This window comes from Lysinibacillus sp. FSL M8-0216 (assembly GCF_038595555.1).
Taxonomy (GTDB): Bacteria; Bacillota; Bacilli; order Bacillales_A; family Planococcaceae; genus Lysinibacillus; species Lysinibacillus fusiformis.
In genome coordinates this window covers 1,645,277-1,667,539 of record NZ_CP152007.1, presented here as the reverse complement: position 1 = coordinate 1,667,539, position 22,263 = coordinate 1,645,277, and the positions used below count along the sequence as shown (strand labels likewise).

The 22,263-nt window shown below is 39.1% G+C and carries 22 protein-coding genes and 1 other RNA gene; all 23 read right to left on the bottom strand.

Translation table 11 applies throughout. The features are described from left to right. Positions 1-54: 54 nt before the first annotated feature. Positions 55-1,035 carry a serine hydrolase gene (locus MKX57_RS07825; protein ID WP_239354409.1) on the bottom strand — a complete coding sequence of 327 codons (981 nt, stop codon included), beginning with the start codon at positions 1,033-1,035 and terminating at the stop codon, positions 55-57. A 13-nt stretch (positions 1,036-1,048) separates the two neighbouring features. Continuing rightward, positions 1,049-1,873, bottom strand: a complete 825-nt coding sequence (locus MKX57_RS07820; RefSeq protein WP_107922002.1) for a MerR family transcriptional regulator — start codon at positions 1,871-1,873, stop codon at positions 1,049-1,051. 300 nt (positions 1,874-2,173) lie between these two features. Further along, positions 2,174-3,121 carry a malate dehydrogenase gene (gene mdh / locus MKX57_RS07815; protein ID WP_239354408.1) on the bottom strand — a complete coding sequence of 316 codons (948 nt, stop codon included), beginning with the start codon at positions 3,119-3,121 and terminating at the stop codon, positions 2,174-2,176. Continuing rightward, positions 3,121-3,489, bottom strand: a complete 369-nt coding sequence (locus tag MKX57_RS07810) for a BMC domain-containing protein (RefSeq protein ID WP_342532447.1) — start codon at positions 3,487-3,489, stop codon at positions 3,121-3,123. Before MKX57_RS07810 ends, mdh begins: the two co-directional genes overlap by 1 nt. Continuing rightward, positions 3,482-3,766, bottom strand: a complete 285-nt coding sequence (locus MKX57_RS07805; protein WP_008176433.1) for a EutN/CcmL family microcompartment protein — start codon at positions 3,764-3,766, stop codon at positions 3,482-3,484. Before MKX57_RS07805 ends, MKX57_RS07810 begins: the two co-directional genes overlap by 8 nt. Before the next feature lie 36 nt (positions 3,767-3,802). Next, positions 3,803-4,672 (bottom strand): phosphate propanoyltransferase, encoded by an 870-nt coding sequence (locus tag MKX57_RS07800; RefSeq protein ID WP_008176435.1) that lies wholly within the window; start codon positions 4,670-4,672, stop codon positions 3,803-3,805. Positions 4,673-4,684: 12 nt separating this feature from the next. After that, positions 4,685-5,275 (bottom strand): phosphate propanoyltransferase, encoded by a 591-nt coding sequence (locus MKX57_RS07795; protein ID WP_342532443.1) that lies wholly within the window; start codon positions 5,273-5,275, stop codon positions 4,685-4,687. 90 nt (positions 5,276-5,365) lie between these two features. Then, positions 5,366-5,644, bottom strand: coding sequence for a BMC domain-containing protein (locus MKX57_RS07790; protein WP_008176438.1), 279 nt, complete (start codon positions 5,642-5,644; stop codon positions 5,366-5,368). Between the two features lie 16 nt (positions 5,645-5,660). Continuing rightward, positions 5,661-7,151 (bottom strand): aldehyde dehydrogenase family protein, encoded by a 1,491-nt coding sequence (locus MKX57_RS07785; RefSeq protein ID WP_089985105.1) that lies wholly within the window; start codon positions 7,149-7,151, stop codon positions 5,661-5,663. 15 nt (positions 7,152-7,166) lie between these two features. Then, positions 7,167-7,817, bottom strand: a complete 651-nt coding sequence (eutL, locus tag MKX57_RS07780; protein ID WP_089985106.1) for an ethanolamine utilization microcompartment protein EutL — start codon at positions 7,815-7,817, stop codon at positions 7,167-7,169. 11 nt (positions 7,818-7,828) lie between these two features. Next, positions 7,829-8,839 (bottom strand): ethanolamine ammonia-lyase subunit EutC, encoded by a 1,011-nt coding sequence (gene eutC, locus MKX57_RS07775; RefSeq protein ID WP_089985108.1) that lies wholly within the window; start codon positions 8,837-8,839, stop codon positions 7,829-7,831. A 9-nt stretch (positions 8,840-8,848) separates the two neighbouring features. Continuing rightward, positions 8,849-10,219 carry an ethanolamine ammonia-lyase subunit EutB gene (locus tag MKX57_RS07770; protein WP_008176446.1) on the bottom strand — a complete coding sequence of 457 codons (1,371 nt, stop codon included), beginning with the start codon at positions 10,217-10,219 and terminating at the stop codon, positions 8,849-8,851. Positions 10,220-10,224: 5 nt separating this feature from the next. Next, on the bottom strand, positions 10,225-11,649 hold the full coding sequence (locus MKX57_RS07765; protein WP_008176448.1) for an ethanolamine ammonia-lyase reactivating factor EutA: 1,425 nt from the start codon (positions 11,647-11,649) through the stop codon (positions 10,225-10,227). A gap of 17 nt (positions 11,650-11,666) precedes the next feature. After that, entirely contained in the window at positions 11,667-12,167 is a 501-nt protein-coding gene (locus MKX57_RS07760) for a EutP/PduV family microcompartment system protein (protein WP_008176450.1), read from the bottom strand. A 10-nt stretch (positions 12,168-12,177) separates the two neighbouring features. Then, positions 12,178-12,519, bottom strand: a complete 342-nt coding sequence (locus tag MKX57_RS07755) for a BMC domain-containing protein (RefSeq protein ID WP_008176451.1) — start codon at positions 12,517-12,519, stop codon at positions 12,178-12,180. A 25-nt stretch (positions 12,520-12,544) separates the two neighbouring features. Beyond that, positions 12,545-13,786, bottom strand: a complete 1,242-nt coding sequence (eutH, locus tag MKX57_RS07750) for an ethanolamine utilization protein EutH (RefSeq protein ID WP_008176453.1) — start codon at positions 13,784-13,786, stop codon at positions 12,545-12,547. Between the two features lie 83 nt (positions 13,787-13,869). Further along, positions 13,870-14,448: a response regulator gene (locus MKX57_RS07745; RefSeq protein ID WP_025115126.1), complete on the bottom strand. Its 579-nt coding sequence runs from the start codon at positions 14,446-14,448 to the stop codon at positions 13,870-13,872. Continuing rightward, a complete protein-coding gene (locus MKX57_RS07740; RefSeq protein ID WP_342532435.1) occupies positions 14,441-15,880 on the bottom strand; it encodes a sensor histidine kinase in 1,440 nt (479 codons plus the stop codon). Before MKX57_RS07740 ends, MKX57_RS07745 begins: the two co-directional genes overlap by 8 nt. Positions 15,881-16,127: 247 nt before the next feature. Next, positions 16,128-18,035, bottom strand: a complete 1,908-nt coding sequence (locus MKX57_RS07735) for an ATP-dependent DNA helicase (RefSeq protein ID WP_008176459.1) — start codon at positions 18,033-18,035, stop codon at positions 16,128-16,130. Between the two features lie 85 nt (positions 18,036-18,120). Beyond that, entirely contained in the window at positions 18,121-19,257 is a 1,137-nt protein-coding gene (locus MKX57_RS07730) for a class I SAM-dependent RNA methyltransferase (RefSeq protein WP_342550881.1), read from the bottom strand. A gap of 3 nt (positions 19,258-19,260) precedes the next feature. Further along, entirely contained in the window at positions 19,261-21,006 is a 1,746-nt protein-coding gene (locus MKX57_RS07725; protein WP_342550880.1) for an EAL domain-containing protein, read from the bottom strand. Between the two features lie 492 nt (positions 21,007-21,498). Then, positions 21,499-21,878: RNase P RNA component class B (gene rnpB / locus MKX57_RS07720), an RNA gene on the bottom strand. A 60-nt stretch (positions 21,879-21,938) separates the two neighbouring features. Next, positions 21,939-22,238, bottom strand: coding sequence for a cell division regulator GpsB (gpsB, locus tag MKX57_RS07715; RefSeq protein WP_036124847.1), 300 nt, complete (start codon positions 22,236-22,238; stop codon positions 21,939-21,941). Positions 22,239-22,263 lie beyond the last annotated feature (25 nt).

Here is a 22,263-nt window from a genome sequence, read left to right as displayed (position 1 = left end):
CCTCCTTTGATTATAGTAGAGGTGATAAGGTTTGTTATGATATAGGTTGTGATATTATTGCATTAATGCTGGAATAATATGTTCCTTGATAAACGACCATCTATCTGGAGCATTGACCATAAAGAGTGAAGAGATAGCAACTACTGTGTTCAGTGAAGGAATACAACAGATTATATTGCCGCCATCGCCAACTGCAGCATAAGAAAAGAAATCTTCCTCCTCTCGTAGCCACCATAAATAGCCATAATGATGTGAATTTCCCGCGATAGATTCTTGAATCCATGCTTTTGACAGGATTCTTTGGTGATTCCATAAACCCTTATTCATATATAAAGAGCCTATTCGGGCCATATCTCTTGTCGTCATTGTTAATCCCCAGCCGCCTGTAGAAAGCCCATTCGGATCATGCACCCATCCTTTCACGTTTTTTCCGAATAAATCGTCAAAACCATAGCCAGTCATTGGATAATTCGGGATTTCTTTTATTCCTATCGGTTGAAATAAATATTCATTGGCAAATGCAAGGGCCGTCTTTCCTGTGCTCTGCGTCAGAATGGCAGAAAGTAAATGAGCTCCTGCTGAGGAATACTTAAAATGGCCGACTGCTCCTCCCTCCCCCATACTATTGAGGATATATTTCACCCAATCATCTTGCTGACATAAAATATCGAGTGGCTCATGCCAATCCTGAAACGGATAGGGAACTGTCATTGTTAAAAGATGTCGTATATTCATTTTTTGTTTAACGTCATCATCTGTTCGATACTCAGGAAAGAAGTCCAATACCCGTTGTTCGACACTCTTAATAAAACCTTTATCGATGGCAATGCCGATAAGTGCGGATAGTACACTCTTAGTGACCGATGCCACATGCTGTGCTTGCTCTGAGTCGTTCTTCTGAAAATAATTTTCATATGCTAGCTTTCCATTTCTGATAATTACAATACCTGTTATATTACGATACGCTTCCTTTATAAAGGATTCATTCAAGCTCAATCTATCTGATGCAGGTATATTCCAATTAACTCCCATCATTTCAACCTCCTTATTATTTTTTCTTGATTGGAAAATAAACTTCTGTTAGCCAGTCTTCCGTATGCTGCTCTTGATTGGGATCTGTTATATAAATTTCATAAGGAGAATCCACTAGCTCATAGCCCTCTTTTTTCACCCACTCTAGTAAATTGGCATAAATTGCAGATAATTCATTATAAGCGCCTTTTAACACGGATTTTGCACAAAGTCCTCCTGGAAAATCTCTTGTTCCGTTCACTGATTCTTTAATAGGAATAGCAAATTCAGTATCATTACCAAGAGGATCATATTCAGCACTATGATAAATCGTCATCGGCTTCCCAAGTAGGGTGTATTGCTCCTTAGCGATTTTCTCATAGAGTGTTTGGAAAAAATGGTGATATCCCTCTTTATAATCTTCACCAGTCAGCAACTGCCGTCTAGTCAGTATTGTCTGCTGCTTCGTCTCAACGAGTTTGATAGGTATATCATCCAGATAAGACATAATTGATACACCCTTCTTTATATGGAGTAAATCATGATTGATTTGCTTCACTGTAAAATCATAAGCCTTCATACGCTCCTGCAATTCCCTTTTCTTTTGTCTGAGGACACCATATAGTTTTTCTTCTTGCTCGTGTTCTTCCATCATTACGAGCGTTTTGATTTCCTCAAGCGATAATTGATAGGATTTTAAACGATTAATAAAGAGCATTTTTTTCAATTGTTTAATGGAATAATAGCGATAGCCGTTTTCTTCATTTATCTCCTCAGGATGAATTAAACCAATTTCACTGTAATAGCGGAGCGTTTTCGTTGATACACCACAAATTTTCGAAAATTCACCAATTGATATCACACCATCACTTCTCCCTTTCATTTATGTCTTATATCCGTTATACACTTTCCCCTTAGGGCAAAGTCAACTTCCTTTAACTTATTTGCATAAAAGCACTTTTTACAAAATAAAAAAACTGTAGCAAACGATGCGCTTGCTACAGCTCGTCCTCTCTTAATCAAAGAGAGGTATATATTTAGGAGAATTTTCACTAGCTTTCGAGTAATGTTCGGTTTCCAATCAAACATTTTTAGGAGCTGCCATTCATTTTCAATCGAAAGAAAGATGGGGATTCTTTCTATTCATCAAAGTAGAGTCTCTTTACTCTATGTTTTGGCAAATGGATATTACTTGTTTAACAGCCTCCGCAGAATGCTGAAGCGCTGCTTGTTCTTCATTTGTTAGGTGCAATTCGATTACAGATTCGATACCATTGCCGCCTAAAATTGTTGGTACCCCTAGATACAGGTTTTGGTACCCATATTCACCTTCTAATAGGGCAATAGAAGGGACAATTTTTCGTTGATCTTTCATAATGATTTCGACCATTTGCGCGCATGCAGCAGCTGGTGCATAATACGCACTACCATTGCCTAATAAACCGACAATTTCACCGCCACCTTTACGTGTACGTTCGACGATTTGCTGGAGTCTATCCTGGGGGATGAGTTTTTCTAGCGGAATACCTCCTGCATAGGAATAACGAATTAATGGTACCATTTCATCACCATGTCCACCTAGCACAAAGCCAGAGACATCTTCAGGTGCAATTTGTAGCTCCTGTGCAACAAACGTGTTGAAGCGAGCTGTATCTAACACACCAGACTGACCAATGATACGATTTTTAGCAAAGCCTGTTTCCTTGTGACATACATACGTCATGGCATCAACGGGATTACTTAACACGAGGACAATACTATTTGGAGCATAGTGTTTTATTTGTCTTGAAACCTGTTGAATAATTTTAGCATTCGTTGTCACTAAATCATCACGGCTCATGCCTGGTTTTCGAGGGATTCCTGCTGTAATGACTACGATATCTGCACCAGCAATATCCTCATAATTACTCGTCCCTTTAATAGATACATTAAACTTTTCTATTGGGCCTGTCTGTAATAAATCCAATGCCTTCCCTTTAGTTGGGTTCTCAGCTTCGGGTATATCAACGAGCACGACATCGCCTAGTTCCTTTTGTGCTAAAAATAAACTCAATGTAGAACCAGTATGACCGGCACCAATCACAGCGATTTTATTTTTACGAAATGCCATTATGCTTCACCTCGATTATCTGTCGCTGGTGTTGCTTCGGTTGTTTTTTTAGCACGTGTTGATGTAGATGTAGAAGCCGGCTTTTTCTTCGGTACCTCTGGTCCATTAATCATTTGGAATACCTCGTCATCAGGTCTTGGAATTACGTGAGCGCCTAATAATTCTCCAACACGCATAGCAGCCGCTTTTCCAGCTTCTACTGCTGCTTGTACAGAACCTACGTCACCTTTCACGACCACAGTCACAATGCCACCATCAACGAATTCCTGCTTGACGATTGTCACGTCAGAAGATTTAATCATCGCATCAGCCGCTTCATAAGAACCTACCAATCCTTTTGTTTCAATCATGCCAATTGCGCTACTCATTGTCCTCACCTCTCATCACTTCAGTAGAATCAATAATACCTATAACAACTGCATCGATTGGTAACGGATTTTCTTTCATAATATAGCGTGATGAACCGCCACTTGTTATTAGGACATCATCACCAATCCCTGCACCGATACGATCAGCTGCTACAATTTCAGTGCGAATCGGCTGTTGATTGGAGTCAATTGGTTGAATGATTAGTAGTTTTAAACCATTCAGCCCTTCCTCCTTACGTGTTGCCCATACACTGCCTATCACTCTTCCCATTTGCATGAACTTCACCCTCTTTATGTTACACAGATTAATTTGCTACTCAGAACGGATTGTTAACGTTTTATTTAACTCTCGCAGCTTATCATAGGCTAACGCCGTTACAATGGTTTTCTTTGGCACGACAATTTCTTGCGCATCTATTTCTAGCACTTCCAGTTGTGAAAGTAGCTTTTTGTCATAATGATAAATAGCTGGTTTTTCTACCTTTGCTACGACTGGAGACTGCTCTTTCACTGGAATCGGTTGCTCATTCACTTGATGCTGAACAATTTCTGCTACTGTTCCTTGCTGAATTAAACCTGCATTGGCTTCATCTGTATCAATATGCATCTCTAATCGATAACGCTCTGATACACGGATAACCACATTCGATAAAATAATTGGGCGAATACCTTCTACCTTGATTTGTACAGACTGTCCATCCATTACATTGAATTTCGCACTGTCTTCTGGGGACATATGAATGTGGGCTTGTGCAATAATGAGTCCTTCATTTAGCACGACACTCCCCTTTGGACCAATCAATGTAACTGGGCTAGAGCCTTGTATATCACCTGAAATTCTTAATGGGGGTTTTATCCCTAGTTTCATGGCATCTGTCCAGCTAACTTCCACTTGAGACAATGAACGAGCTGGACCCAGTATACGTACACGCTCAATCGATCCTTTTGGACCAGCAATGACTACGGTTTCCTCCGCAGCAAATTGCCCAGGTTGGGAAAGCTCAAACTTTGGTGTAAGCTGATAATTCTCACCAAAGAGCTGTTCCACTTCTGCTTGTGCAAGGTGGACATGGCGGGCGGATACACCAATTGGAATTTTACCGTCATGTGGAGGGGAAGATTGATTTTTTAAAACTTGCTGCAGAACTTCTTCAACAATTTTTTGCACTAATTTTTCTTGCATCTTGCCTCCTCCTTACGTTGTTACTTTTACTAAAGTTCCTTGTGCCTGTTGTTCAATAAAACCAGCGTTTGCTTCATCCGTATCAATGTGCATTTCCAAACTAAAATCATTGGAAATGCGTACAACTACACCACGGAATGTAACTGGGCGGTCACTGATTACTTCTACAGAAACCAAATCATTATTTTGGACTTCCAATGCTTTCGCGTCTTCCTCAGTCATATGAATATGTGCCTGTGCAATAATGACTCCTTGCTCAATGGTCAATTCATGATGTTGGCTACTAATTTTGATGCCTGCTGAATGGTCAATATCTCCTGACTGTCTCAGCGGAGGGGTTACCCCTAGTTTCATCGCATCTGTTCGGCTGACTTCCACTTGCGTAGCTGCTCTTACTGGACCAAGTACTCGGACATTATGGATAACGCCTTTCGGTCCCTCAATGGAGACACGCTCCTTTGCCGCAAATTGTCCAGGCTGTGATAAGTCAAAATCCTTTGTTAACGTTGCTTGTGGACCAAAAAGTGCTTGTAAGTCCGCTTCACTTAGATGAATATGACGAGCCGAAATGGCCACTGGAAATGTTTTTGTTGCTGTTGTCACGTTAGCCACCTCTATATTAAATGGATTGTTGTTACTTGATGACAGAAGGAGAGCTATCCTTTAGTTGGATCAGCTCTCATTGCTGATATATTAAGCTTCTGCTTTTGGTAAAATCATTTCTAATTCATGGTGTGGACGTGGGATTACATGAACTGATAAAAGTTCCCCTACACGTTGTGCTGCTGCTGCACCTGCATCTGTTGCTGCTTTTACAGCACCTACATCTCCACGAACAAGAACCGTTACGATACCGCCACCAACATGTACTTTACCTACTAAATTAACGCTTGCTGCTTTTACCATTGCGTCTCCTGCTTCGATTGCTCCTACTAAACCTTTTGTTTCTACCATTCCTAATGCTGTACTCATTTGTCATTCCTCCAAATTATTTATTTTGTAATGTGATTTGTTTTAATACTTGATCAACGATTTGTTGAACCATTGTTGTGTCTAAAGAAGGCTCCTGTGAGACAACCGACTCAACAACGGACTGTACTTCAAACTCTGGTTTTGGCACTTCTACATCCTTAATGCCATAAGCCATACGTTTAATGTTTAAAAGATGTCTTGCTGTAATGTTATCTGACGTAATATTGCCGCCAAATGTACCACAGCCTAATGTAAAGGATGGTGCTAATCCAGTTGTGCCACCTACTGCACCAATAGATGATAGTGTATTCACTACAATACGAGATACTGGTAATTCAACGGAGAATTGCTCTGCTAAAGCTGCATTTTCAGTATGAATCGAGCATGTATGTCCGCGTCCACCAATATTTAAAAGGTCAATCATCACTTGCTTAGCTTCTGTACTGTTTTCTACCGTATAGAGGGCAAAGATAGGTGATAATTTTTCAAGAGAAAACGGGATGTTTTTACCAATCATCGTTTCTAAGCCAACAAGTACTTTAGTATCCTCTGGTACAGTGATGCCTACAGAATCCGCTAAGCAGGTTGCTGATTTGCCGACGATTTGTGGATTCACCTTTCCAGGAACTGGTGAAATTAATTTTTCCATTTTAGCCTTTTCTTCAGCATTTAAAAGATAGGCACCGTTTTTCTTTAATTCTGTTTGTACCTGCTCTGCAATTGCTTTATCTACAATAATAGCTTGCTCTGTAGCGCAAATTGTGCCATTATCAAACGATTTACTGTGCACCAATTGACGTACAGACTTTTGAATATTTGCTGATTTTTCGATGTAAGCTGGGACATTCCCGGGTCCTACCCCATAAGCAGGTTTTCCTGAGCTATACGCCGCCTTCACTAATGCGCCGCCACCTGTCGCTAAAATCAAATGAATATCAGGATGCTTCATTAGCTGCTGTGTTGCCTCCATAGAAGACATTGTTAAACATTGTAGTAAACCTTCTGGTGCACCTGCTTGTTCAGCAGCTACTCGGCAAACGTCTAACGCCTCTTTTGTACATTTCACAGCATATGGGTGAGGACTTAGCACTAAGGCATTTCTCGTTTTTAAAGAAATTAATGTTTTAAAAATAGCTGTAGATGTTGGATTCGTCGTTGGCACAATTCCTGCAATAACCCCAAAAGGACTTGCAATCTCTGCCACTTTTTTCATACGATCATAGCCTACGATACCAACCGTTTTTAATTCTTTAATATCTTCATAGACATCTCGTGAAGCAACTTCGTTTTTCATTTTTTTATGATTAGGGATACCCATCCCTGTTTCTTGCACAGCCATTTTGGCTAAGCGATCCGCTTCCTTAAAGGCAGCATCCGCAACAGCTTTAACGATGCTGTCTACTTGTTGCTGTGAAAATTGCATATAGGCAGCTTGTGCTGTATTAGCATGTTTAACAGCATCTCTCATTTCTTGAATAGCTAATAAGTCTTTGTCTAATGTGGCCATAAAGCCGCCTCCTTTCTAAATCACTGGGTTTCTTGCTAAATTTTCAATGGCTTCCCTAAAAGCGTGTGCCGCAGCCTCACAGGAAGATTGGCTGCCACTTAATAAACCGCCACCAAAATTTGTTTCCGATGGAGGGCCAAAGAAAACCTTTAGCTCTACTTCTGCCGCCTTTAATGCTGCATCTAAACCAACAACTGCCTCCAATGGCGGTGCGATTAAATACGCAAGAGGTGTGCCAATCTTTACATCTGCTAGCTCGGCAAGATACGTCCCACAGCTTGCCACCGTATGGGCAAACAAAGCATGGTTGACATTGTTATTAATAGCTTCAAAGTACGTGTCAAACTCTATTTTCTGTTGAATGGCATCTAGACCACTACGGATTTCATCAGGTGAGCTTCCAGCAATAATGCCAATAACCTCCCCCGACAAGGGGCCAGATGAATGTGCCGCTCCTGCATAGAAACTTTTCGCATAGACAACATCAATATCTGCCTTCTTCGTTGCTTCATCTAATGCTACATATCCTACATCATCAATTGTGAGCGTCACGAGCCCAATACTATGATGGTGCGGCTTCAAATCTAGCTGCTCTGCTAATTCACTGTTAACTCTTGGAATAGTTTGCATCGCCAAAATTTGGGCCATTATTTTTTGAGGATTCATATTTCAGCCTCCTAACCTTCTTTTGCGACAAGCTCTACCCCACTTGCCTCGTAATGCAAGATTTTTTGTACGATTGTTCCAAGGTACGCGCCCGCCTCTAATGGTGGGATGCCTCCTTTATGGATATTAGATATGACCATACGCTCTGCTTCTACTGTGCCGATTCTAGGTTTATAGCATAAATAAGCACTCATCGATTCAGCTGATACTAGTCCAGGACGCTCACCAATTAAATAAACAATTACCTCCGCCTGTAACAACTCACCAATTTCATCCATGAGCGCCACTCGGCCTTTATCGATATAGAAGGTTGTGCCTATATCAATATTTAAATTGCTAAGACTTTGCTGAAGCGCTAAATAAACATCTTGTACATTTTCCTCAATCGCACTCGCACTTAAGCCATTCGAAATAATAATCTGTACTTTCGGCTGTTGCTTGCACTTTTGTTGAATTAATGACTTGGCTTCATCTGATAAACGACGACCTAAGTCAGGTCTTGTAATGTATTCCTCTTTATCTGTTACTTTCGTTGTCACTTGAAAGACATCAATTTTTTGTAAAAGATCTTCTGTCACTTCACCATACACAGCGTCCACTGCAGCGGCATGATCGAGACGGAACTTTAACCATGTTTTTGTTTTTGGTCTTGTGCCCGCTCTACCTACTCCAATCCGAGCTGGTGTATGTTTTTTAGCCGCCTGTATACTGTCCGTTAATGTGTCTGCCTCAAACTGAAAAGGCTTAATGGGTACAGCTACATTTAACGGTTGTTCAAAAGTTGCAGGAGCTATATGTGCCTGCTGAGGAGTTCCTTGCTGATACAGCTGAATTAATGGTTCACTTGTTGTAGACATAGGTTTTGCTAATTCTGTAGCACCTTTAGTTGCTGCTGTATCATAGAACTTAATAAGCGGCTCCTCTGTTCGTGTTGTGATTACCTCTGGAGCTTGCCCCTCAGTAGTTTTCTCCATCTTTTCCATGACAAGTTGTGTAATCATAGAGACTAATTGATCATTCACTCGACTCACCTACCTTTCAAAAATGGATAAATCGCCAGCCCTAGCTGAAAGTCGACCATTTTCATAAATGCCCATTTTCTCAAGCCACGCTAAATATTCTGGTGCTGGTTTTTTTCCAAATGTTTGTAGTAATGTAGCTACATCATGGAAGCTCATTGATTGATAGTTGAGCATGACATCATCACCCATTGGCGCCGCAATAATAAAGTTAACGCCAGCCGCTGTCAGTAACACACTTAAATCTTCCACATCATTTTGATCTGCCTTAATATGGTTTGTATAACAAATATCTACACCCATAGGGATACCATGCATTTTGCCCATGAAGTGATCCTCAAGACCCGCTCGTATTACTTGTTTATTGTTGTATAAATACTCTGGGCCGATAAAACCAACTACTGTATTAACGATATAAGGGTTGAAGTGTCGAGCAAATCCATAATTGCGAGATTCAAGTGTTACTTGGTCGATGCCCATATGAGCTTCTGCTGATAGTTCTGAACCTTGGCCTGTTTCAAAGTAGAATAGGTTCGGACCAGTACCCGTCCCCTGCTTTTTAATGAGCTCTTCTGCTTCTCGTATTAAATCTGCTGAAATCCCGAATGAACGGTTGGCAATTTCAGTGCCAGCAATACTTTGGAAAATCATATCAGCTGGTGCACCCTGTTTTATGGCCTTCATCTGTGTCGTAATATGGGCTAATACACAATTCTGCGTAGGAATTGACCAATCATTGATAAATTCTTTTGTAGCAGTTAATACCTTTTTGACACTTTCAACTGAATCATCCACAGGATTAATACCAATGACAGCGTCACCAATACCATAGGACAGACCTTCCTTTAGGGAAGCAATAATACCGTCGATATTGTCGGTTGGATGGTTTGGCTGTAAACGTGATGACAGCGTACCTTTTTGACCGATAGTAATATTACATGTCGATAAAATCTCTACTTTATTGGCTGCATGAACGAGATCTAGATTTGACATTAGCTTCGTGACAGCTGCAATAATTTCAGAGTTCATCCCTTTGCTTAAACGCTTTAACTCACGATCACCCGTATCATTCGATAAGATGTATTCGCGTAGCTGCTCAATGCTCCAGTTTTTTATTTCTCCATATATTTGCTCATTAATATCGCCCTCAATAATGCGTGAAACTTCATCATTTTCTTGCGGCACTAATGGATTTTCACGGATATCTTTCACTAGAAGCTCACTTAGTACTGCCTTCGCAGCTATACGTTGCTGAACGGTTTCAGCTGCAATTCCCGCTAGCTGATCACCTGATTTTTCTTCATTGGCCTTGGCCATGACATCTTTTAATGATTTAAAATTATATTTCTCTCCACCAAATATCACCGATAAATTCACATTCATCCTCCTTACTTTGAGTGGAAGGCAAGAGTTTTCACAACAACTGGAACAACGCCTGAAGGCAGAACCTCTCCAATGTCGATATAATCTCCCGTCTCCACTTTGATTTGATCGATGCAAATAATTGGGACTGTCGGATTAATTGCTTGTATGGTTTGTCCGATAATCTTTGCATAATCTGATTGAATGACTATGATAATTGGTATGTCCTTGGAGCATCTTGTTGCCAAATGTTGCAATAAGGCCTCACACAATGCATGTACATCCTGAAAGCTTAAATACGGCAATTCACTAAAATAGAGTGCAAATGGTGCACGATTATCCTGTATCGCAAATAAATCATCTGCTCGTTCCACCGCTGTTTTCACCGTGCTGTTATAGTCTATTGCTGTTTCATCCAGATGGCAGTTAAACACAGGAACATTTTTGAGTGGTAACACCTCGGCATCCACCTGGATGGTTGCCCCACTAATTTCCGTAGTTTGTGTACCTGCACCAGTGACGGTCGCACGAGCGGTTTCTTTAGGTTGGAGCCATAAAAATGATTGCAGTTGCTCATGCTGAACGAGCATTTTCGCTAATCGTTCACCAATATCATCATATTGACGCTGAGTACATTCATTTTCATAAATACAAGAAGCTACTCCTCCAGAAAAGACGATGGCATCTACTGGTTTATGCCAGTTTGGCAAATGCCCAAGTAATAATGGATGCTTGTCATCCGTACACTGTCCCTTCAAAATTAAAGCAAGTGTACCGACCATTTCCTCTATACATTGCGTCACTCGAGCATCTTCTGCCGCATCACCGACGGATAACGGATTAGACCACTTTTCCATCAGTTCCATGAGTGGCGGAGAAATTGATTGAATCCTACCATTGTTAAATTCAATCAATCTACCACCAACATGTAAGGTACATGTCCCGATGACTTCTCCAAATTGCATAACAGCAATATTGGCAGTTCCACCACCAATATCAATATTGGCGATCACTTTTGAAGAGTTTTTTGATTGCTGTAAAGTACCTGACCCTTTGGCCGCAATAATGCCTTCTAAATCAGGACCAGCAGTAGCAACTAAAAAATGACCTGCGCCATCTGCAATGGTATGGACAACCTCTCTTGCGTTTTCCTTCGTGGCAGATTCGCCAGTTATAATAATTGCGCCCGTTGATATATCAGTTGGTACGATTTGAGCTAATTGGTACTGCTGAAAAATGAATTCTTCAATTTTTTTCATATCGATGATGTCTTTATTGATAAATGGTGTCTTGATGATGGGACTTTGATGTAACACCGTCTTTTCAATAATTTCAATCCTTGGCACATGGGTTACGCCAGCCACATTCTTTAACAAAAAACGACTAACTACCATTTTGGTCGTGCTTGTCCCAATATCAATGCCAGCACTATAAATTTTTTCAGTTTTCACCCTACACCACCCTCTCGCTACTGTGAGCAATACATGAGATATGGACTATCGCAATCCTTCACGAATTGTTGAATTTCTTCGTGTGTATGAAGCTGAATAAGTGGCGCAATCCATTCCACGCCAAGCTTTTTCCACGAAGAAGTTTTCACGATAGGGCCCTGTGTCATCACATTTTTTAATAAACCTGTCGCTCTTTCAACATCTGCATCAGGTGCATCAATTTTTGTAATGACACCGATTTGTATTTTCGGAATCCCTAAGCTAAATTGCGGAGGAAACACACTTCTTGAAGATGTGGCATCCTGCAAATAAATGACATGTGTTACTTCCAACGAAGTGGCCATAATGTTTCTGTAATACATGGGATTTTCAATATATTCACCGGGTGTATCGACAATCCAGTCTTCATAAACGAGTGCTTGTGTTTTATTGGCACTGCTTTCTTTGCCCAACAAAGTATTCATCAATGTTGACTTTCCTGCTTGCACACCGCCTATTATCATTACTCGATTTTTCATACGACACATCCTATGATTTTGTTATTCTTGATGGTGTATAGCCTAATACCTCGGATAAAAAACGATTAATTTCTAACATCGCCATTTCCACCTCTGATACACTACCGACAATAACGAGACTGCCTGTAAAACGGTCTAAAAATCCTAATCTAACATTGGCAGCTTTCGTCGCTAAATCCCCAGCGATGATAACCGTTTCACTTGGAGTACACGTCATAATACCTAGCGCACCCGATTCTTGAATACCCAGCTTTTGAAACATCTCGGGGTCAGGGTTCGCAATAAGGTGACTCAATGTTAGCTGTTTACCCGGCACAAACTCCTGAATAAATCGTTTCTTTTCTTCACTCACACATCATCACCTCACTTTTAATGGATTAAGATTTTTGATCTAAATATTCGCCTTCTTTTATAATGCCTGCTTTGCGATCTTCCATTTCTAACCTTAAGGCAGTCGGTACAGAAAGCTTATACGCTAAAATAATCGCAATCACACCCGCTAAAAACTTACCGGCAATAACAGGTAAAATAATCGTCGGCTGGAAATTAGCTGTAAATGATAAGTGATCGCCTAATAAAAATGCTGAACATACACCAAACGCAATATTAATAACTTTATCTTTTGGTGGCATATGACGAACAAGCGTGAACATCGCCAAGATATTAGCAATAGTTGCTAAAATTCCTGCACTCCCTACAGATGAAAGGCCCAATTTCTTACCAGCCGCTTCAAGTGGTTTCGATGCATATTTTCGAATTAAATAAACCATTGGGAATGCACCGGCTAGCATAATACCTATATAACCAGCTGTTTCTAATGCTCTGAATTGATCGATCTCATCAGCCATAATTGGATCGAAGCCCCATGCACCAAATATTTTTGTAAAAATACCTGTGAAAATTTCAACAATCGAGAACACTAATACCAATTTGATTCCGGCATCCATCACACGGCCGAATAACATGAAGCCTGCAATCATACCGTTTGGAATAAGCTTTAAGCCTAACGCGATTAATACAACAAAGATGAACAAAGGCAGTAAATTAATTAAAATTTGTAGAACAGAAATGGCAAATACATATGTAGGCGCCTCTGTTGTACTGATAACTTCACGCACTTCTGTGTTAAATAGCACAATCATAATTGATGAAATAAATGCACCAATCGGAATTGTTAATACGCCGGCCATAATACCAAGCGCCATATATTTATGATCACGCTTATCTAACATCGCAAGACCCATTGGAATCGAGAAGACAATAGTAGCACCTGACATAAATCCAACGACTAGAGCCATTACCCATCCCTCATATGACTCTTTTAAAGCATTGGCTAATTGGTAACCACCCATGTCCGAAGCTAAAATAGTCGTCGCTGCAATCGCAGGATCTGCACCAATTAACTCAAAAATCGGACTAATAAAATGACTAATAAACCATGTTAAGTAAGGTATAGCTGCCATGATCCCTGCTGCTGGGACGAAAATATGACCAACTGTATGGATACCATTCATAAACTCTTTACCAATTCCATACTCAGCATCTCGGATTGCTCCGATTGCCCCTAAAACAGCACAAATCATAATAATATAAACGATAATCGTTCCTATCATTGCCATCTTACTCATCACCCCTTTATGATTAATAAATTTATATAAAAAAAGGCACTTTAAAGAAGAAATCTCTTTAAAGCGCCTTTGCTTCAACTATTAACTTGTAAGTTTAAAATAATTTGCTCCGCAATATGCACCATTTCTTGCTGTGTTTGCATACTTTCATTGCGAATTTTGCGGTAAGCCTCGTCCTCGCTTATATTTTCAGCCTGCATAAGCAAGCCCTTCGCTCGTTCAATGACTTTTCGCTTATCTAATTGTGTTTGCTTATGTAAAATCTCCCCATTGAGACGGTTGAACTTATCAATTTGATGAAAAGCAACCTCTAACACAGGCAACACATTTTTTTCAGAAAACGGTTTCATAACATATCCTAATATATTATCCTGCTTCATGTATAGTAGCAATTCTTTTTCACTATATGCCGAGATGAAGAGAACAGGTATGCCAAGCTGTTGTTCAATAATTTTACTTGCCTTTAAACCATCTAGTTTAGGCATTTTAATATCCATTAAGATTAATTGTGGTTTATGCAAAAAGGCTAGCTCAATGGCGGTTTCACCATTATTAGCTTGTGCCACTACTTCGTAACCATTATCCTCTAGCATAAACTTCAAATCAATGGCAATCAATGATTCATCTTCGACAATCATAACTTTCCTAGTCATTTACGATAAATACCTCCTCACTTACAGGGAACTGAATTTGAGTATGTGTACCTTCTTCACTAGGGATAATTGAAAATGAGCCAGCTAAATCATATTCCACAAGCCTTGTGATAATTTCCATGCCAAATGATGCCTTCACTTCTTGCATTCCAACGCCGTTGTCGGAAATATGAAGTGAAATAGTTGAAGTTTCCTGCATGAAATGAATATCAATGGCTCCTTCATCACGACCAACAAAAGCATACTTTAATGCATTTTGTAGTAGCTCACAAATAATGAGTGCAAGGGATACTGCCTTTTTGGAATGGCAAAATACTTGCAAATGTTCGTGATGAAATGCTAGTTGAATAGTTGCTGTATTGGACGTGCCAATCATTTTATGTCCAATTTTTTTAGCCAATGCAATAACGTCTACTCTTTCTTCAGCGTTATCCTCATTTTCTAAAATAAGCTCATATACAGATGAGATGCTATATATTCGATTTAATGCCTCCTGAAAAGCACTTGCATTGACAGCCGACAATTCATTGCGCATTTGCAAGCGTAATAGGCTTGTCACTGTCTGAAGATTATTTTTCACACGATGGTGAATTTCTCGTATGGCAAATGTTTTCATCATCAGTTCATTTTCTTTCAGCTTTAGCTCTGTTAGATCATGAATAATGAGGAGTGTAACCTTGTCATTTTGACTACGAATTGGGATTTTCTTCACGATAAAGGATTTACGATCAATCGTAATCTCTAGGAAAAAGACATCGTCGCCTTTATCATAGACCTCCTGTAAAAACGGTAAGATTTTATCCAATGCAACATTGTCAAAGTTTTCTAATCCCGAAAGTTCTGAAATAAAATGATAGCCAGCAGGGTTACTATAGATAACTTTGTTTTCGTGATTCGTAAGAATAATTGACTCTACAAGTAAATCAGAAACAACTGGTATCGGTTGAGAATTAGGTTCTACAATATGTTCAATTAATGCAAAAGGCATATTTTGAAAATCATCTTTTGGTGTCGTTTGCATCTTCACCATCTTTTCCTGAATCAACACAGCAATTACTTGCTGTTGTTCATTAAAGATCGGAATCACATTTTGTTCGACTGTAATGCCTTCTTGTGTAACGGCTCTGGAAATCGATGATTTTTCTTTTTGTTTAAACGCAGTAAATACGGCTGGTTCAAAACTTTCAAAAACGAATTTTCCAATAACCGATTTTTCGTATAAACCTTTTTCCTTGTTAGGGAATGCTTCTGCCACGACAATTGCATGTGATAAATTATCCATCATACAATCTATGAACATATAACAATCAGTGAGCTCAGCATAATACTTAAGCGTAGCTTCTATTTCTATTAACTTGTCAATATCCGTTGCCGAAAGATTGGTATAGTTTCTACACAATGATTGAATGTTCGACAGGTTAAAGCCCCCCATCACGGAATAATCAACAATCAGTTTGATTATTCTTAAAAATTCTTGTCATTATTATAAACCTTTTGTGAAATTATTTTCAATACAAAAAATATTATCTTTCATCAAAATTCATTGCATTACAAAGAACTATATAGCCTAAAAGAGAAATATTCAACATATTTTTGTTATTACATTATTTAACAAGGGAAAAATATCTATTTCAATATAATAAAAAGAGAGCTTGCCGATTAAGCAAACTCTCTTAATTCTACTTTATTTCAGGTGCAACAGCTAATATATTTTCAAAGGCTGCGCGTTGTTTTTGTTCTTCTTCATTTAACAAAATATGAATATCACCATGATCGTTTGACGTCCTAATTAAGCGGCCCATTCCTTGCTGCAAGCGCAATTGCATAAATGGTAACTCCACTTCTTCAAATGGGTTTTCAGCAAACGTACGCTTCGCATCAAATAACGGATCCTGTGGAGGAAACGGTAAATCATAAATAATAACGCGTGTTAATGCTTCTTCAGGTAAATCTAAGCCTTCCCATAAATGATATGAGCATAATGTTTTAACGATTCCCTGCTGGAAATCACGAACAATGGCGGAGAGCTCTCGATCACCTTCAAAGGCAACATGCATGCGCTCCATTAATGGCAAATCGGCTTTAAATTTCAACATGGCTTGCTTGGATTTAAATAAAATTAATGTTTGCTCGCCATCACGTAGTAATTGCTGTACACGTGCGGTTTTAGCATGTTGATCAAGCTCATGTAAATAGATTTTCATTACTTCTTCATAATCAAATGGCGAAGGGACTGAAAATGATTGGGACTCTTTAATACCTAGACTATAGGCGATATACGAAAAGTCTTTATTAACGGATAAAGTAGCAGATGAAAAGACGATCGGAAGCTTTTTAGAGAATAGTTTTTCTGCTAAAACTTCTGTAATTAAACGAGGCATAATCACCAACGTTTCTTCTCCATCTGTTTCCTCCAGCCAATCCACTGCATCTCCTTGAGCTATGAAAATACGTAAGGAAGCCTCATATTGTTCTAAATATTCCTCTGCCATGTTTAACTCATATTCAGGAATCATATACATTTCAGATTCAAAAACAAATTCTTCCATCAATACTTCCACATCATGTATCAATTGTTTTCCATAAGCAAGCAATGTTTTGGATTTATTGATACGTTTACGATCCTCATCTGAAGCAACGATATCATCACGAAGCTGATCAAAAAATAACTCATGATCATCTTGCAATTTTTCCATAGCATACAAAGTTCGTTCTCGCACACCATCCACCATTAATCGCTCTAAAAGCTGAACAATCGTTGTTGCCTGTACTTTATAAGTCATTGCTTTTTGTGCAGCGTATTCCAACAGATGTCCTTCATCTAATACCATCATAGACACTTCTGGCAGTAAGGCAAGCTGTCCCTCACGTTCACGAGATTCCTTTGTAGCTAAATGCTCCATTAAGAAATCTTGCGAACAAATAACTAAATCCGTTGATTTACGGTAATGAGAACGATGCAATGTTTGCCCACAGCGATTACGTAGATCACATACAGAGCATTGCATAATCGAGTTGTAATTAACTTTTTGCCAATCCTCATCACTGACAGTTGGATAATTACTACGTTCTCCATATGGATGAATAGCAATCATTGAACCTTGGGCATACACACCATCCGGAATGGAGAAGGAAATATCATCAATCCATTCATCCGATTCAACTTTTTCTGCTTCCTCAAAGCGTTTTAAGCATAAATATTGATCCCGGGATTTGGCTAAACGAACATCAATTTCCAGACCAAGCGTTTTTTGTAGCTTATAGATGTCTCCGCCCTCTTTAACGAGCTGATCGATTAATGTTTCATCAGCACATGCAATAAGTGCCGGTTTCCCTGTATAGCGTGCATAAGAAATAGCTGGGAGTAAATAGGCGATTGTTTTCCCAGTTCCAACACCCGCTTCTGCAAAGAGTACGTTTTTTTCTTTTAGCGCTTGTTCTATTTGATAAGCCATAAAGATTTGCTCATCACGACATTCAAAGCCTTTTTCAGGCAATTCATCATAAAGGACGTCACCCATCCAGTCACCTAGTGAATCAAAAAATGATCGGTCCTTTGATAATGCAAATGGTAAAGATTTACGCAATTGATGTTCCCCCTCTTACTATCTGGTGCTATTATACGCGACGAAACGGAAGATAAGAAAAAATCTTATCTTCCGTTACTATTCGTTAATCTCTTTTAGACTTTTGTCCCCAGAACTGATAATAATTTGTTTCAATAAAACCATTAAATAATTTCCGTTTTTTCGTCGCTTGGCGTCCATATAATTCTTCAAAATTTTTCATGGAGGATAGCATATATACTGACCAAGTTGGATAGTTTTTCATAACTTGCCCTAAATCACGGATAACCTGTTCTACAACTTCAACATCACCAATACGTTCGCCGTATGGAGGGTTACCGATCATTACACCATCTGTTAACTGAGTCGTGAAATCACGTGCTTGCATTTGCTTAAACGTAATTAGCTCACCAAATCCTGCTTCTGTAGCATTTTCTTGTGCAATGCTTACCATGCGATGATCAATATCAGAACCTACAATTTCTAACAGCTGATCATAATTGGCCAAGCTTTCTGCTTCGTCTCGGACAGTGTCCCAGATTTGCGCTTTCATCCATGGCCAGTCTTCAGAAATAAACTCACGATTATAGCCTGGTGCTATATTTTGTCCAAACATGGCTGCCTCTAAAGCAATGGTTCCTGAACCACAGAATGGATCTACAAACGGACGATTTGGATTCCATTTTGAAACTTGTATAAGCGCCGCCGCTAAGGTTTCTTTTAACGGTGCCTCACCTTGTACTTGACGATAGCCACGTTTATGAAGACCTGCGCCTGATGTATCAATCGTTAGTGTCGCCACATCTTTTAAAATCGAAACCTCAATTTTGTAAGTAGCACCTGATTCATCTAAAAAGCCAAGTCGCTTATAATGCTGTTTCATTCGTTCAACAATTGCTTTTTTTGTGATAGCTTGGCAATCAGGTACACTAAATAATTTAGATTTAACCGACTTCCCTGAAACAGGAAAGGCAGCATCCACGGGTAAATATTTTTCCCACGGTAAAGCTTTTACACTTTCAAATAATTGTTCAAATGATTTTGCTGGGAATTGTCCAACGACAATTTTTACACGATCAGCTACTCTTAGCCACAAATTGGCACGTGCAATCGCTGTTTCATCACCCTGAAAATATACTTTACCATTGTCAACAGTTGTTTCATAACCAAGTGCTTTTACTTCTTGGGCTACAATTGCCTCTAAACCCATTGCTGACGTTGCTACTAATTGATAATTTGCCATAGATTATTTCCTTCCTTGATGCTCAATTTCCCAATATTCCATAAACTCCATTAGGTCGTTTAATGGTAATGGTTTGCTGTAATAATAGCCCTGAATAATATCACAGTTCATTTTACGTAGTATATCCACTTGTTGTGCCTGTTCTACACCTTCTGCCACAACTTTCATTTTTAGGCGATGGGACATTTGAATAATAGCATCTACAACTGCCTGTTTTTCATCGAGCGACCCAATATGTTGAATAAAGCTTCGATCGATTTTTAAACAATCTAGCGGAAAGCGAACTAAATAGCTCAGGGACGAATAGCCTGTCCCAAAATCATCTATGGAGATTTTAAAGCCTAATTGTTTCAAACGAACTAATTTGCTTACAGTTTCGTTAGCACTGTTCATGACTGTTCGTTCCGTCACTTCTATTTCAAAATTGTTTGCTGGCATATTATAGCGTTCTAATATTGCTTGGATCGATTCTAAAAAATTTTGCTGTCTAAAGTGAATACTTGATATATTAATGGCAACCGGTATTTTCCACCCGTATTGTTGCATTTGAATAACTGCCTCGCACGCCTTTTCCAGAATGACCTCACTTAGAGGAATGATTAATCCTGTTTCCTCAGCATAAGGGATAAACTCTCCAGGAGAGACAAAGCCTAGCCTTTCATTATTCCAACGGACCAATGCCTCTAATCCTTGAATTTGCTCATTGTCCATGTATATTTTCGGCTGGAAATGCAGCTCAAATTCACGATTGTCAATGGCTCTTCTTAACTCTGAATCTAGCAATAAGACACGCTGTGCATCTGTTTGCAGTTCATCAAAATAAAAAGAATAGCCATTCAAACCATTCTTTTTTGAATAGGTCATTGCTCTGTCAGCACAATTAATGAGTTCTTCCGTATTTTTCCCATCTACTGGATAGACACTTACGCCTATGCTTGTAGAAATAAACACTTCCTGGCCGTTTATCATCATTGGCTTTTCAATACTACTTATTATTTGTTCAGCAAATTGTGCAGCTTCTTTTACGTTTTTTACATTCGTTAATGTAATGACGAATTCATCTCCGCCATATCTTGCGATAATATCTTTGTTTTTCAGTAAATGTTTTAGTCGTTTGGCGACTTCTATTAAAATGGAATCTCCGACAGCATGACCTAAAGTATCATTAATTTGCTTAAATCTATCTAAATCTAAAAAATAGACCGCATGCTGCACTGAATGAGAAATAGCAGAAGTTGATTCTAAAAGATTATCCATTCTTTCGATATAAGCAAAACGATTGGATACTTCCGTTAGTGAATCAGTCAGTAAACGTTTTTCTAGTTCGTTTTCTACTATTTTTCTTTCAGACAAATCTGTGAAAATACCACAATAATTTGTAACCTCACCCTCATCGTTGGTTACACAAACAATTGTTAACCATTCAGGATATACGTCTCCAGTTTTACGACGATTCCATATTTCTCCTTGCCAAATTCCTTCTTGTCGTATCTGTTCCCACATTTCTAAATAGAACGGTAATTCATGTACACCTGATTGTAAAACGGCAGGTGTTTTTCCCACTACATCATCACGTTTATAACCTGTGACAAATTCAAAGGCAGGATTAACCATTACTATTTTTTTGTATTCATCAGTAATCATGATACCTTCAGATACATTTTCGAAGATTTTAAGTATTAAGGTAGTAGGATATTGAGAAATCAACTTCATTTTATCCATACTTTCCCAATTATTTACTCCGTTCATGTTCCGCCCCATCCTATCTCTCTATACTCCCCTTTAAAGGGCACTTACGTCAGGCCAACTCGTATGTAAATCAATGACACCCCATTTAGATGGTGTACAGTTTTTTTGAGTAACTCGTAAGCTCGTCTTAAAAATCTGTGACATCCTTAGAGGTTTATACTTGATTCAGCAGTCGTCCTGTCGCCACCTGAATGGAAAGAAAATGTGCAAACTCTTACTACCTATAGAGGAGAGTCATGTGTATCTAACATTTTGCTAGGTATCCAAACTTTTGCTGAATCAAGATAATACACATTGATGCGATCACCGTTTTCAGATGTTGTGACTTAGAAGCGGTAGCGATAGAGGCTTGGCTAGCAAATAGCCATTCTCAAACGTATCGCGCATACCAAGACTTGATTAACTAGGTTACTTTTTCCTCATAAACTCAAAAGAAAAGCTCTCCACCGAGTTGGAGAGCGCTTGTTATTTCGTAAATAAGCATCAAAAAAATTCCATAAGCCATGTTTTGTTCCTGAGTACTCAAACAGCTTGCGCCTCGTACGACCAGGTAGTAATCATCTATCTACAGAGCAAGCTCCGTCCCTCTATCCGTTCAATTCCTTCAAGAGAGTGCCCCTACCATAATTTGGGTTTCTCACTCGTGGGGTTTACCTCGTTCCACCTTGCATGTTTCCAAGCAAGCTTCGTCACTGTGGCACTTTCAGGAAGTGTCAACCATATCCAAGGACTTAGGTTTTCCTTCCGCCGTCAGCCTGAACAGCTGCCTTACCTTATTTTTTCAGTAAGCACGAACACTACGGACATCTCAGTACCGTGTGAGCATGGACTTTCCTCTACGACGTCTAGCGCCGCAGCGATTACCAGAATTTCATGATGATACGAAAGATTATACTAGAGTTTTATGTTAAATACAATATAATTGACTAAAATTATTCGTATAGCTTGCTACCAAATACATGTTTTTCTAAATTAGAAAGACGTTTTAAAATGTCAAAATTAGTTGTACCTGCTGCTGCCGCTGAAGCAACGGGTTGTCTCTTCGGTGTATTTTCAATTTCTTCTTTTAATTGTCTATTTTCTTCACGTAGTTGGGCCATCACTTTTTCAAACGTTTCATAGTCTTGAATAATTTCATCAAGGAATGAATCTACTTCTTCCACATTATAGCCTTTAAAGTTCTTTTTAAATTCCTTTTCAAGGATCATTTTTGACGTTAATTTAATGTCCATTCACATCGCCCTTCCTCACACTACA

Excerpts from the sequence above, each read along its gene's own strand:
- MKX57_RS07810 (WP_342532447.1), bottom strand. The coding sequence starts at position 3,489 with ATGAGTAGCGCAATTGGCATGATTGAAACAAAAGGATTGGTAGGTTCT.
- eutH (WP_008176453.1), bottom strand. The coding sequence starts at position 13,786 with ATGGCAATGATAGGAACGATTATCGTTTATATTATTATGATTTGTGCT.
- MKX57_RS07805 (WP_008176433.1), bottom strand. The coding sequence starts at position 3,766 with ATGCAAATGGGAAGAGTGATAGGCAGTGTATGGGCAACACGTAAGGAG.
- MKX57_RS07725 (WP_342550880.1), bottom strand. The coding sequence starts at position 21,006 with ATGAACGGAGTAAATAATTGGGAAAGTATGGATAAAATGAAGTTGATT.
- gpsB (WP_036124847.1), bottom strand. The coding sequence starts at position 22,238 with ATGGACATTAAATTAACGTCAAAAATGATCCTTGAAAAGGAATTTAAA.
- MKX57_RS07740 (WP_342532435.1), bottom strand. The coding sequence starts at position 15,880 with ATGGGGGGCTTTAACCTGTCGAACATTCAATCATTGTGTAGAAACTAT.
- MKX57_RS07760 (WP_008176450.1), bottom strand. The coding sequence starts at position 12,167 with ATGAAAAATCGAGTAATGATAATAGGCGGTGTGCAAGCAGGAAAGTCA.
- MKX57_RS07790 (WP_008176438.1), bottom strand. The coding sequence starts at position 5,644 with ATGAGTACAGCATTAGGAATGGTAGAAACAAAAGGTTTAGTAGGAGCA.
- MKX57_RS07800 (WP_008176435.1), bottom strand. The coding sequence starts at position 4,672 with ATGCAAGAAAAATTAGTGCAAAAAATTGTTGAAGAAGTTCTGCAGCAA.
- MKX57_RS07785 (WP_089985105.1), bottom strand. The coding sequence starts at position 7,151 with ATGGCCACATTAGACAAAGACTTATTAGCTATTCAAGAAATGAGAGAT.
- mdh (WP_239354408.1), bottom strand. The coding sequence starts at position 3,121 with ATGGCATTTCGTAAAAATAAAATCGCTGTGATTGGTGCCGGTCATACT.
- MKX57_RS07730 (WP_342550881.1), bottom strand. The coding sequence starts at position 19,257 with ATGGCAAATTATCAATTAGTAGCAACGTCAGCAATGGGTTTAGAGGCA.
- MKX57_RS07745 (WP_025115126.1), bottom strand. The coding sequence starts at position 14,448 with ATGACTAGGAAAGTTATGATTGTCGAAGATGAATCATTGATTGCCATT.
- MKX57_RS07825 (WP_239354409.1), bottom strand. The coding sequence starts at position 1,035 with ATGATGGGAGTTAATTGGAATATACCTGCATCAGATAGATTGAGCTTG.
- eutL (WP_089985106.1), bottom strand. The coding sequence starts at position 7,817 with ATGAATCCTCAAAAAATAATGGCCCAAATTTTGGCGATGCAAACTATT.
- MKX57_RS07770 (WP_008176446.1), bottom strand. The coding sequence starts at position 10,219 with ATGAATGTGAATTTATCGGTGATATTTGGTGGAGAGAAATATAATTTT.